Genomic DNA, 11,663 nt, shown 5'->3' on the forward strand with positions numbered 1-11,663 from the left:
ATTTCCGACGTCAGGCGGCCCCTGACCCGAAGCAGCTGAAGCCGTACGCCGTCGCCCACTTCTCCGGTGGGGCCGCCGCCTGTGCCGCGGCCAGCGCGGCGGCCGGGTCCGACCCGGTGCGCAGCCGCTGGTGCAGGCCGAGCATCAGCTCGCGGGTGGCCTCGTCGTCGACCGGGCCGGTGCTGGCGACCAGGGTGCGGGCGCCCGCGCCGAGCAGCGCCGCGGTCAGGCCCATCAGCTCGTCGCCGGGATGCACCGCGGACAGGCCGGTGTCGCATGCGGACAGCACGACCAGGTCCGGGGCCCGGCGCAGCGTGGTCAGATCGTGCACGGTCAGCGGCCCGTCGGCGAGGTCCAGGTGGGAGAACAGCGGATTGTCGGCGCGGAACTCCCCGTGCGCGGCCAGGTGCACCCGCCGGGCCCCGTCGATCGCGGCCAGCGTCGCCCCGACCGTGGCCCGCGCGCCGGTGAGCAGCTGCGCGGCCGGGTCCAGCCGGGCCAGTGCCTCGGCCTCGCCGATGGCGTGGTCGGGCCGGGCCGCGGCGACCAGCACGAACCGCTCGTCGAGGTCGGTGCGCCGGGCCGTGGTGCCCCTCGCCCACGCGGTGGCCGACGGCGCGACGGTGACCGGCCGCCCGAGGCAGGTGGGCAGGGCCGCCCACGGCAGCGCCTGCAACGCGCCCGTGGGCACGACGACCAGCTCCCGTCCCCCGATCGCGCGGGCCAGGGGGCGCAGCAGCCATTCGTCGAGCTGGCGCAGGCCGTGCCGGGCGGCGGCTTCGGCGGCGGCCAGGGACGCGGTGGAGCCGTAGCGCAGCACGAGGCGGCGCATCGCGAACCGCAGCGCGGCGGTCTCCAGCCCGAGCGCGGCGGTGTCGGCGAGCGGGTGCAGCCGGACACGGCCGCCCGCGGCGACGACGCCGAGCAGGCGGCCGTCCTGCTCGATCAGCTCGACCAGAGCGCGCTCCCCCAGCGCGGCGAGGATCTCGTCGACGGAGCCGGGCACGTCCACGGTCGGCGCGGTCGCGGCGGTGCGCCAGGTGCGGCGGCGGATGGCGTCCTCTAGGGCGCGCTGGCGCTGCAGCGGGCGGGCCCGGCGGACCGCGTCGAGGCTGTCGCCGGCCAGCTCGGCGGTGACCCGGCGCAGCCGGGCGAGTTCGCGTACCAGCTCGGGGTCGTCGTGGGGGGTGCTCGGGGGCAGCCGCAGCGTGGCCGCGCGCCACCGCTCGGCCCAGGCCAGCACCTGCCGCGCGGAGCGTTCGGACACCGCCAGCCGCACCCCCAGCTCGGCCAGGTCCTCGCCCTCGGCGGAGCTGAGCACACGCAGCTCGATCGCCCCGAGCGCGGCCCGGTACTGGTCGAGCAGCCGCAGCCCGGCCCGCAGCGCCCGCCGTGCCCCGGCGAGGTCGCCGTGGTGCAGGCGGCTGAGCGCCTGGGCGTGGCAGGCGCGGATGCGCAACCGGGCTGGTCCGCGTCCGGGGTCGGCCGTGGCCAGCTCGTCGAGCGCCGCGGTGTCACCGGCGCCCGCCGCGTACAGCCGCGCCTCCAGTGCCTGCTCGGGCCAGCCCGCCTCGTCCAGGGCGGCGGCCAGCGCCCGCAGCCTGCCCGGCCGCTGCCGTGCCCCGGCCCGTGCCTGCAGGTAGCGGGCCAGCACGGCCCACCGCTCGCGCTGCTGCCGGGCGAACGCGCGCCCCGCGAGCAGCGCGGGCTCCCGGGCGGCTGCGGCGTCCCCGGCGGCCAGCGCCGCACGGGCCTGGAGCAGCCGGGCCTGCGGCAGCAGCGTGCCCAGCCGGGCCGCCGCGGCGATCTCGACGGCCTCCTGCGCGGCCTGCTGCGCCTCGGGCAGCAGGCGGGCCGCCAGCAGCAGCTCCGCGCGGTCGATCAGCGCCTCGGCCGGGCGGGAGCCGCTGCGGCGGAAGTACTCGTCGGCGCGGTCGTACCAGGTGAGCGCGGTGACGATGTCCCCGCTGCACGCGGCGGCGAAGCCGAGGTTGTGCTGCGCCTGCGCGGCCGCGGCGGGCAGCGACAGCTCCCGGTACAGCTGCTCGGCCCGGCCCAGGTCGGCCCGCGCCGCCGCGAACCCGCCCCGGTACGCCTGCAGCACCCCCCGGTTCGTCAGCGCGCGGGCCTGCCACAGCCGGTCGTCGTGACGGCGGAACGCGGCCAGCGCCGACGTGTACGCCTCCAGCGCCTGCTCGTCGCGGCCCAGCCGGCGCAGCAGGATCCCGTGCTGCATCCGCGCCCTGGCCAGCGGCAGCCCGTCCAGCGCGGACAGCGCCCGGTCGATCTCGCGCAGCGCGGCGCGCGGCCGGCCGAGGTCGTTGAGCACCAGCGCCAGGCTCATCCGCGACTGCGCCGCCAGGTCTTCCCGCCGGGCCCGGACCGCCACCGCCACCGAGCGCCGCAGCCGCGCCGCGGCCAGCGCCGGATCCTGCAGCTCGCGCGCGGCCAGCCCGAGGATGCGCAGGCTGGCGGCGACGTTCCCGGGATCGCGGTCGCGTTCGGCGCGGGCCAGCAGTTTCGCGCCGAGCGCCGCCGCGCGGCGGGGATCGGCCATGACCATCGCTAGGACGCGCTCATGCTGGACAACTTTTCCACACGGGTCCCCTTAGGACGGAACCTTGCTGTCGCCGTTGCGACACATCTGGATGTATCAGCAGGCCGCCGCCCGCACTCTGTTGCTGGACGCAACACCGAATCGGAGGAACGACGATGGCTATGCCGCAGGATCGCCTGCATCGATGGCAGGATCGCCGCGCCCGGCGCATGGCGGGGCTGCCCTGGCTGCGCCAGGAGGCCCGGGCGGGCCGCAAGCCGGTCTGGTTCACGGGTGACGAGCTGCTGGTGCTGTCCGAGCACCGGGGCGCCGCCGAGCGCGTCCTGGACGGGCTCGGCCACACCGAGGTCGACGAGGCCGAGCTCGCGCCGGGCCTGCTGCGCCTGCGCGCCGACGGCCTGGACGTGCCCGCCGCCACCCGCAGGGTGCGCCAGGCCGCCGCGGCCGACGGCGACACCCGCACCGTGGTCAGCCCCAACCACGTGTTCACGTCCACCCCGTTCGAGCACGGCGGCCCGTTCGGCCCGCCGCAGCCCGCGCCGAAGCCCGGCGACAAACCGCGCCCTGGGCGGCCGGCCGGCCAGGTCCCCGTCATGGTGATCGACACGGGGGTATGGCGCGACAGCCCGCTGCCCGCGCACGCCTACACCTGCTCCCCGGCCGACTACGAGGTCGACACCGACGTGGACGACGACGGTGTGATGGACGGCGACGTCGGGCACGCCAACTTCATCATCGGCGTCATCGGCGCCCGCACCGGCAAGGCCGACGTCCGGGCCGTACGCGTGCTCGACACGTTCGGGCTCTGCACCGAGGCCGACCTGATCACCTCGTTCGCCCGCATCACCGACGAGAAGCTGATCAACCTGTCGCTCGGCGGGTACACCCTCGACGACCAGCCGCCGCTGGCCCTGGCCACCGCGCTGTCGGCGCTGCTGACCGGCCGCGACCGGCTCGTCGTGGCCGCCGCGGGCAACGACGGCCTGCGCGACCGGCCGTTCTGGCCGGCGGCGTTCGCGGGGACCGGCCTGCCGTGGGCGGGCCAGGTCGTCGCCGTCGCCGCCCACGACGGCAGCGGGCTGTGCGACTGGAGCAACGCCGGGGACTGGGTCACCGTGACCGCGCCGGGCGCCGACATCACCAGCACCTTCGTCAAGCACGACCAGTTCCCTACCGGCTGGGCGCTGTGGAGCGGCACCTCGTTCGCGACGCCGCACGTCGTGGCGCTGCTGGCCGAGCAGGCGGCGAAGTCCGGCTCGACCGACGTCGCGCTCAAGGCGGTGCTGGCCGCCGCGGCGGGGCGGGACTTCGGCGGATACCCGGGGCTCCCGTGAACCAGACGCCCCCCGACACGCTGCCCGAATCGGACACCGGCGCGCTGCTGAAGCGCGCCGCCGACGGCGACCAGCAGGCCTGGAACGCCATCGTCGAGCGGTACTCGGGCCTGGTCTGGTCGGTGGCGCGCAGCCACCGGCTGGGCTCGGCCGACGCCGCCGACGTCTTCCAGGCCACCTGGCTGCGCCTGGTCGAGCACCTCGGCGCGATCCGCGAGCCCGACCGGCTCGGCTCCTGGCTGGCCACCACCGCGCGGCGCGAGTCGCTGGCGGTGCTGCGCCGCGCCGGGCGCGACCTGCCCGTCGGCGACCTGCTCACGCTGGAGCCGGCCGACCGCACCGCGCCCGACCTGGACAGCGACCTGCTGCGCCGCGAGCGTGACAGCGTCCTGTGGCAGGCCTTCGGCGGGCTGCCCGGCCAGTGCCAGTCGGTGCTGCGGCTGCTGCTGATGGACCCGCCGCCCAGTTACGCCGAGGTCAGCGCGGCCTTGGACATCCCCGTCGGCAGCATCGGCCCGACCCGTGCGCGCTGCCTCGACCAGTTACGCAGGAGGTTGAGCCTCTGATGGCTCCGTATGACGACGACATCCCCGCCGAGCTGCGGGGCCTGACCACCCGGATGGACCCGGTGCCCGCGCACCTGGTCGCCCTGGCCAAGGAGAGCCTGGCCTGGCGCGACACCGACGCCGCCCTGGCGGAGCTGGTCGGCCAGCTCGACCTGGCCGCCGTACGCGGCGAGGACCTGCCCGACCTGTTCACGTTCACCGCCGGGGACCTGACCATCGAGGTGGAGGTGGCGGTGTCCGGCCTGACCGCGGCGCTGACCGGCCAGCTCGTCCCGCCGCAGCCGGCCAGGATCCGGGTCGACCACGCCGACGGCCCGACCTGGGTCGAGGCCGACGCGCTGGGCCGCTTCGCCGCGGCCTGCATCACCCGGGGCCACCTGCGCCTGTGCTGCTACCCGGCGGGCGACGGCGGCCCCGTGCAGACGTCCTGGACGCTGATCTGAGCCGCCCGGTGGGGCGGGCCGCCGATATCGGCCCGCCCCACCGGCGTGCTCAGCCCAGGATCGTGGCCAGGGCCGACTTCTTGGCGCCGGACGGGAAGAACGGGCGCATCTTGACCTCCTCCTCGCCGGCCATCGCCTGGAACTGCGCCACGGTGACCACGAACAGCACGTTGCCGAAGTTCGGGTCCTTGAAGGTGACCCGGCCCTCGGTCGCGCTCGTGGCGGTGAAGCCCTCCAGCAGCAGCGCGTGCGCCGTGTCGGCCAGCTCGCTCAGCTTGCGGCCGGTCAGGTCGACGATGCCCGAGGCCCGCTGCTCGGCGGTGGTCTTGAAGCGCTTGCGCACGCTGATGTAGCTCGGCACGGCCTGCACGCCCAGCGACAGCACCGCGTCCGAGGGCTCCTGCGCACTGTCGATGACCTGGTAGCCGGTGTTGAGCAGCAGCCCGACCACGTTCGTGTTGTCGCCCGCGCCGATGGCCAGCTTGTGCAGGCCGTCGGCGCACTTCGCCCCCGCCTGGAAAGCGGTGATCAGGCCGGTGACGTCGGTGGTGGGGTCGTCCTCGCCGTCGCCGTCGAAGAACACGCCCAGCGCCGGGTCCTGCCACGCGGAGCGGGACACGTGGTGCCGCCGGGCGAACTCCTGCACCCGCGACAGCGGGATGTCGTCGGTGCCCGAGGTCAGCGCCCAGTTCTGCAGTGAGGTGACCATGCCGGCGATGTTGGCCGCCATCAGCTCCAGGGCGATGGTCCGCCGCGGCCGCTTGGGGGCGTGCTTCTGCGCGGCGTGCGCCTCGCCGACGCTGTCGCTGTCGGGGTAGCAGCGCATCGCCATGCGCAGGTGGGTCGTGCTCAACTCGGTCTTGGCGGTGCTCGCCGCGGCGATCGCCTCCACCACGTACAGCCAGCAGGACGGTCCCTGCTGGACGAGCAGGTCGGTCGGGGTCTTGTCGGGCTGGGTCATGCGGTCCTCCTGTGCTCGGCCGGAACTGTGCCCGACAAGAGCGCAGGCCAGGACGCCGTGATACGCCCCGCGCCGTCGCAACCGCGACTGACAGCCCAGCCCCGCTTGGGCGACAATCCCGCACTGCGGCGTGCGGTTTCGGGGAAAGTGCAGGCAGGAATCCACTCATTCCTGCACCTTCCCCGAAACTGCGCGCCGGTCGGGCCCGTCAGGCGGCGGCGGACCTGGGCCAGCGGCGGGAGAGGCGGTCGAGGCGGCCCATGAAGCCGGTGGCCCAGCGGTTCACGTCGTGGGCGTGCAGGTGGGCGCGCATCGGGTCCATGCGGCGGCGCTGCTCCGCCACGTCCGCCTCCGCGGCGTCGGCGATCCCGTCCTTGAGGCCGTCGATGTCGTGCGGGTTGACCTGCCACGCCTCCTCCAGCTCGGCGGCGGCGCCCGCGAACTCGCTGAGCACCAGCGCGCCGGTGCCGTCGGTGCGGGTGGCGACGTACTCCTTGGCGACCAGGTTCATGCCGTCGCGCAGCGGGGTGACGGCCATGACGTCGGCGGCCAGGTACAGCGCGGCCAGCTCCGCCCGGTCGAAGGACTGGTGCACGTAGTGCACGCTCAGCCGCCCGATCCCGGCGTACTCGCCGTTGATCCGGCTGACCGCGCGCTCCACCCGCTCCCGCAGCGCCTGATACTGGTCGATCTGCTGCCGGGTCGGCACGGCGACCTGCACCAGCACGGTCTGCGCCGGGTCGAGCCGCCGCTCGGACAGCAGCTCCTCGTACGCCCGCAGCCGGCACTCGATGCCCTTGGTGTAGTCGAGCCGGTCCACCGCCAGCACGATGGTCCGGGGATCGCCCAGCTCGCGGCGGATCTCGGCGGCACGCGCCCGGACGGCGGGGTCGAGGGCCAGGCGCTGCTGCTCGGCGACGTCGATCGAGATCGGGAACGTGTCGGCGGCGACGTCACGGCCGTCGTACCAGATCCCCCGGTCGGTGACCTTCGCGCCGAGCAGGTCGGCGGCGAGGGTACGGAAGTTACGGGTCGCCTGCGGGTGCTGGAAGCCGACCAGGTCGGCGCCGAGCAACCCGCGCATGATCTCCTCCCGCATCGGCATCTGGCAGAACAGCTCGACCGGCGGGAACGGGATGTGCAGGAAGAACCCGATGCGCAGGTCCGGCCGCAGCTCGCGGAGCATCCCGGGGACCAGCTGCAGGTGGTAGTCGTGCACCCACACCAGCGCGCCGGGCGCGGCAACCCGCGCGGCGGCCTCGGCGAAGCGCCGGTTGACCGCCCGGTAGCGGTCCTGCCAGACCCGGTGGAACTGCGGCTGCTCTACGGCGTCGTGGTAGAGCGGCCAGATGGTCCCGTTGGACTGCCCCTCGTAGTAGCCGTCCACCTCGTCACCGGTGAGCGCGATCGGGTGCAGGTGGATGCCGTCGTGGACGAACGGCGCCGGGGCGGGTCCGGGGCGGCCGTGCCAGCCGATCCAGGCACCGGAACGGCGCTTCATGATCGGATGAAGCGCCGTGACGAGCCCGCCGGGACTGCGCCGCCGGCATGGTCGCCCGTTCTCGTCTACGGCGTGATCCACGGGCAGCCGGTTGGCGAGCACGATCAGGTCGTAAGTGCCGCCGGGGACCTGGGTGAGGGCGGTGTGGGATACCTCTGCCATGACGTCCTCCTCGGGAGTGCGGGCCCTGCTCACACTGGGCGCGCAGGCAGGCGATACCCGGGGTGGACGCGGAGGTTAACCACGCGCCGGAGCGTAATTGATCACACTTGGCGATGTCCTAGGTGATCGGCTCGCCGTCGATGACGGCACGGGCCACCAGGCGCAGGCGCTCCTCGTCGGGCTCGAAGCCCTCGGCGATGTCCGGGTGGAGGGCGTCGCGCGTCTCCTGGAGCAGCCAGTGCAGGACCTCGTCCTCGCTCTGGCCGTCGTAGCGCTGCGCGACCTGTGCGGCGGCGTGCTTGAGCGCCGAGGTCAGCTGCTCCTCCAGCGGCTCCCGCAGCTTGCGCTCCACCGGGTTGAGCTGTTCGCCGTCGAGCGAGACGTGCAGGTCGGCCATCGGGTGCCCTTCGCATCTGGACCGTGAGCATACCCAGCGGCGAAGGCTTTACCCGGGAACGCCGCCGCCGTTTCAGGCGTGAGGACGGGCGGCCCGTCCTCACGCCTGCCGCTCCCGTGTGGAAACAGCTCAGATCGTGCGCGACAGCCGGTCGGCCAGCCGCCGGGTGAACCCGGCCGGGTCGTCCAGTTCGCCGCCTTCGGCGAGGACCGCCATCGCGTATAGGAACTCGGCGGTCTCGCCGAGCGTGTCGTCGTCGCCGCGCTCGGCGTGGGCGGCACGCAGCTTCTCGACCAGCGGGTGCTGCGGGTTCAGCTCCAGGATGCGCTTGACCTTGGGCAGGTCCTGCCCCATGGCCCGGTAGAGCCGCTCCAGCGACGGCGAGGCGTCGAACGCATCGGTGACCAGGCAGGCCGCCGAGGTGGTGAGCCGGGTGCTGAGCCGCACCTCCTTGACCTTCTCGGTCAGGCGGGTGCCCATCCAGCCCAGCAGGCCGGTGTACTCGGCCGCGTCGGGCGCGTCGGCAGTCTCGGTCTTGAGGTCGACCTCGCCGCGGCTGGCGGAGCTGAACGGCCTGCCGTCGTACTCGGTGACCATGTCGACCCACATCGCGTCGACGGGGTCGTGCAGCAGCAGCACCTCGACGCCGTTGGCCGTGAACGCCTCCAGGTGGGGCGAGTTCTCCAGGGTGGCCCGCTGCTCGCCGACCAGGTAGAAGATCTCGGTCTGGCCGTCCTTCATGCGCTCGGCGTACTCGCGCAGGGTGGTGGGCTTGGCGGGGTCGTGGGTGGAGGCGAACTGGACGACGTCGAGGATCGCGGCCTGGTTGTCCTGGTCGTTGAGCAGGCCCTCCTTGACCGCCTGGCCGAACTCGCGCCAGAAGCCCGCGTACTTCTCGGGGTCCTTGGCCAGCATGTCCTTGAGCGTGCCGAGCACCTTCTTGACCAGGCGGCGGCGGATGGTCTGGATCTGCCGGTCCTGCTGCAGAATCTCGCGGGACACGTTGAGCGACAGGTCGGCGGAGTCGACGACGCCCTTGACGAAGCGCAGGTACTCCGGTAGCAGCGCCTCGCAGTCGTCCATGATGAACACGCGCTTGATGTAGAGCTGCACGCCGCGCCGGGCGCCGCGGGAGAACAGGTCGTACGGCGCGTGCGCGGGCAGGAACAGCAGCGCGTCGAAGGACAGCGTGCCCTCGGTGCGCAGGTGGATCGTCTCCAGCGGGTCGGTCCAGTCGTGGCTGACGTGCCGGTAGAACTCGGTGTACTCCTCGGGCTTGATCTCGGCGGCGGGCCGCGACCACAGGGCCTTCATCGAGTTGAGGGTCTCCGCCTCGGCCCCCTCCTCGGCGGCGGGCGTCCGGATCGGCCAGGCGATGAAGTCGGAGTAGCGCTTGACGATGCGCCGCAGCACCGCCGGGTCGGTGTAGTCGAACAGGTGGTTGTCCTCGTCGGCCGGCTTGAGGTGCAGGGTCACGGCCGTGCCGGGGGCGGCGTCGGCGACGGTGGAGATCTCGTACGTGTCGGCGCCGGCCGACTCCCAGCGGGTGCCCTCGGTCTCGCCCGCGCGGCGGGTCACCAGGACGACCCGGTCGGCGACCATGAAGCTGGAGTAGAAGCCGATGCCGAACCGGCCGATCAGCTCGGCGGTGCCGTCGTGCTTGGCCTGCTGCCACTTGCTGACGAACTCGGCGGTGCCGGACCGGGCGATCGTGCCGATCAGCTCCACGACCTGCTCGCGAGTCATGCCGATGCCGTTGTCGCGGATGGTCAGGGTGCGCTGCTCGCGGTCGGCGACCAGCTCGATGTGCAGGTCGCCGGTGTCGGCGTCCAGCTCCTTGTCGATGAGCGACTCCAGGCGCAGCTTGTCCAGTGCGTCGGAGGCATTGGACACCAGCTCGCGCAGGAACACGTCCTTGTTCGAATAGATGGAGTGGATCATCAGCTGGAGCAGCTGCTGCGCCTCCGCCTGGAACTCGAACGTCTCGGTCTGGCTCACCCGGCATCCTCCTTCTGCGTTGTCACTCGTCGTGTCTGAGTGCCAACGCAGATTTAGCATCAGCGGGGGCGGCGGAGCAAACCGGGACGCCCGTGGCGTGCTCCCGCCACCGGGACCGCCCAGGCGGGGCCCTCGTCCGTGGACCGCTCCGCGGCGAGCACGCGCAGGCACAGCAGCGCCAGCAGCAGCACCTCGGCCAGCAGCAGGTAGCGCTCCGCGGCGCCGATGAACCGCCGGTCGGCCAGCGTCGCGCTGGCGAGCATGAGCAGCGCGAAACCGCTGGCGGCCAGAGCGGTGGCGCGGACCGCGCGGGTCACCGGCCGCAGCGTCAGCGCAGCCACCGGTAGCGCTGTGAAGGCCAGCAGGGAGGCGTACCGGTGGACGTAGCCGGTCGCGGTCAGCGGGCCGAGATCGGTCGGGGCGATCGCCGCCGCCAGCATCGCGGCCCCGAACAGGGCGAGCAGGGCCCGGGGCAGCCGCGCGCCGCGCAGCGCGGGCAGCAGGCACCACGCCGACAGCCCGTAGACGATCATGGCCACGTCGGTGGCCCCGCCGCGGTCGTGCACCGCGAAGTCGCTGACGGTCAGCGCGGCGTGGTCGAGGCCGGGGTCCGGGTCCACCTGGCCGATGGCGGCCAGCAGCGCGGTCAGCGCGCAGCCGAACAGGCCGAGCCGGGCGAGCGTACGACTGTCGATCACGACCTCGACGCTACGGACACCGCCCGTCCCGCGCCTCCGGCGTTCTCCCGCAGCCGACCCTGAGCCGTGCGGCCGGGGTGATCCCTGAGGCGCTCACGTCGTGATTCGCGTCGATGTCATAGGGACGCCCGATGATGGGTAACGGAATGTCGGCGTCCGCGCACCGCAGGTATCGGCAGGCAGGTGATCATGACCGTACGCGCACAACCGGCGAGCCGCGCCATGCGCCACACGGCCATGCTCACGCTGCGGCTGGCGATCGCCGACCTGACCAGCGCGCAGGCCTGGGCCCGGCTGCTCGACGTGGCCGCCCGGCACCCGGGCCGCGGCGTGCACGACGTGCTGCTGATCGCGCGGCAGCGTCCGGACGCGACCGAGCTGGGCACCTACGAGCAGTGGCGGGCGCGGGGCGCCCACGTGCGCCGGGGCGAGCGCGGCATCACCCTGCTGCAGGCGCGCGAGAGCGGTGAGGGCTCCGACGCGGTCACCGCGTTCGACGTCGCCCAGACCGACGCGGTGCCCGCGCCGCGCGAGCCGGTGCCCGACCTGGTGCCGGTGGTGTCCGCGCTGGCGGCGATGGCCGACGCGGCCGGGCTGAGCGTACGGCTGGGCCAGGGCCTCGACGCCGCGGTGCACGCCGAGGGCGATCATCTCGATCTGGCCGCCGAGCAGCCGCTGTCCGCGTCGGCCGGTCACCTGGTCCACCATCTCGCCCGGCGGCTGCTGCCTCCGGGCCCGGCCCGCGAGCTGCAGGCCGCCGGGGCGGCCCGGGTCGTCGCCCGCAGGTTCGGCCTGCGGCCGCCGGAGATCCCGGCGGCAGGATGGACCGCCGCACTGGGCCAGGCGCCCACCGACCGGGCGGTCGTCGAGACGACCGAGCGGGCGCTGCGCGCCGCCGGAGCGCTCACCGCCCGGCTGCTGCGCACGCTGGACCGGCGCGCGCTGGACCGGCCCACGACGCCGCCGCCCGTGCCACGCCACGAGGGCACCGCGACGGCCGCTGCGGGCCCGGCGGCGCGCCGTGGCACGGAAACCATCCCCGCACC

Annotated in this window: 10 protein-coding genes; 4 read left to right on the plus strand and 6 right to left on the minus strand. The window is 74.0% G+C overall.

The genetic code is table 11. The annotated features are described in order from the left end of the window. Positions 1-10: 10 nt before the first annotated feature. Positions 11-2,557: a CHAT domain-containing protein gene (locus Cba03nite_RS20090; RefSeq protein WP_203748354.1), complete on the minus strand. Its 2,547-nt coding sequence runs from the start codon at positions 2,555-2,557 to the stop codon at positions 11-13. A 155-nt stretch (positions 2,558-2,712) separates the two neighbouring features. On the opposite strand from Cba03nite_RS20090, the gene Cba03nite_RS20095 reads away from it, so the two are divergent. The 3 genes from Cba03nite_RS20095 to Cba03nite_RS20105 are packed head-to-tail and all read left to right on the plus strand — an operon-like array spanning position 2,713 to position 4,900. Beyond that, on the plus strand, positions 2,713-3,891 hold the full coding sequence (locus Cba03nite_RS20095; RefSeq protein ID WP_203748357.1) for a S8 family peptidase: 1,179 nt from the start codon (positions 2,713-2,715) through the stop codon (positions 3,889-3,891). Next, entirely contained in the window at positions 3,888-4,457 is a 570-nt protein-coding gene (locus Cba03nite_RS20100) for an RNA polymerase sigma factor (protein WP_239125896.1), read from the plus strand. Before Cba03nite_RS20095 ends, Cba03nite_RS20100 begins: the two co-directional genes overlap by 4 nt. Further along, positions 4,457-4,900, plus strand: a complete 444-nt coding sequence (locus Cba03nite_RS20105) for a hypothetical protein (protein WP_203748359.1) — start codon at positions 4,457-4,459, stop codon at positions 4,898-4,900. The genes Cba03nite_RS20100 and Cba03nite_RS20105 overlap by 1 nt, the downstream gene beginning before the upstream one ends. A gap of 49 nt (positions 4,901-4,949) precedes the next feature. Here Cba03nite_RS20105 and Cba03nite_RS20110 read toward each other — a convergent pair whose 3' ends face one another. The 5 genes from Cba03nite_RS20110 to Cba03nite_RS20130 all read right to left on the minus strand — a co-directional run bounded on the left by Cba03nite_RS20110 (position 4,950) and on the right by Cba03nite_RS20130 (position 10,617). Next, entirely contained in the window at positions 4,950-5,861 is a 912-nt protein-coding gene (locus tag Cba03nite_RS20110) for a hypothetical protein (protein ID WP_203748362.1), read from the minus strand. Positions 5,862-6,069: 208 nt separating this feature from the next. Further along, positions 6,070-7,524: an alpha,alpha-trehalose-phosphate synthase (UDP-forming) gene (locus Cba03nite_RS20115; RefSeq protein ID WP_203748365.1), complete on the minus strand. Its 1,455-nt coding sequence runs from the start codon at positions 7,522-7,524 to the stop codon at positions 6,070-6,072. A 118-nt stretch (positions 7,525-7,642) separates the two neighbouring features. Next, positions 7,643-7,921 carry a hypothetical protein gene (locus Cba03nite_RS20120; protein ID WP_203748368.1) on the minus strand — a complete coding sequence of 93 codons (279 nt, stop codon included), beginning with the start codon at positions 7,919-7,921 and terminating at the stop codon, positions 7,643-7,645. A gap of 129 nt (positions 7,922-8,050) precedes the next feature. Next, positions 8,051-9,862: a molecular chaperone HtpG gene (gene htpG / locus Cba03nite_RS20125; protein WP_239125898.1), complete on the minus strand. Its 1,812-nt coding sequence runs from the start codon at positions 9,860-9,862 to the stop codon at positions 8,051-8,053. A 116-nt stretch (positions 9,863-9,978) separates the two neighbouring features. Further along, positions 9,979-10,617, minus strand: coding sequence for a DUF998 domain-containing protein (locus tag Cba03nite_RS20130; RefSeq protein WP_203748372.1), 639 nt, complete (start codon positions 10,615-10,617; stop codon positions 9,979-9,981). Between the two features lie 189 nt (positions 10,618-10,806). Here Cba03nite_RS20130 and Cba03nite_RS20135 point away from each other — a divergent pair. Next, positions 10,807-11,663 (plus strand): ArdC-like ssDNA-binding domain-containing protein (locus Cba03nite_RS20135; RefSeq protein WP_203748374.1); only part of this gene is annotated, 857 nt, incomplete at its 3' end.

It is taken from the genome of Catellatospora bangladeshensis, from assembly GCF_016862575.1.
Taxonomy (GTDB): Bacteria; Actinomycetota; Actinomycetes; order Mycobacteriales; family Micromonosporaceae; genus Catellatospora; species Catellatospora bangladeshensis.